The organism is Devosia alba, assembly GCF_039938915.1.
Lineage (GTDB): Bacteria > Pseudomonadota > Alphaproteobacteria > Rhizobiales > Devosiaceae > Devosia > Devosia alba.
The window spans coordinates 1-236 of record NZ_JBDUUI010000156.1 but is presented as its reverse complement, the minus strand read 5'-3'; the positions used below and the strand labels follow the sequence as shown (position 1 = coordinate 236).

At 39.8% G+C, this 236-nt stretch carries 1 protein-coding gene; it reads right to left on the bottom strand.

Annotation, left to right across the window (positions count from 1 at the left end):
• The coding region (locus ABFY71_RS19135; RefSeq protein ID WP_347947466.1) for a hypothetical protein at nucleotides 1-236 on the bottom strand (236 nt) is incomplete at both ends.

Here is a 236-nt window from a genome sequence, read left to right as displayed (position 1 = left end):
TTACTTACCGCTCCCTGACTGGACTGAGTGACAAATAAGTGCTTTCCACTCTCTTCGATGCATCGAAGAACGATGGTAAACATGCCCTCGATGCAAACTTTTTCGTCCAGAAGCTTACCAATTGTCTTAGGCTTTACTTCCCCTGAATCATCTTTTTCTTCATGCATCATAAGGTAAACAATTTTATTCTGCGGTACTTTTGTTACAATGAACTGAATAAGATTCCAGAAGTAGTC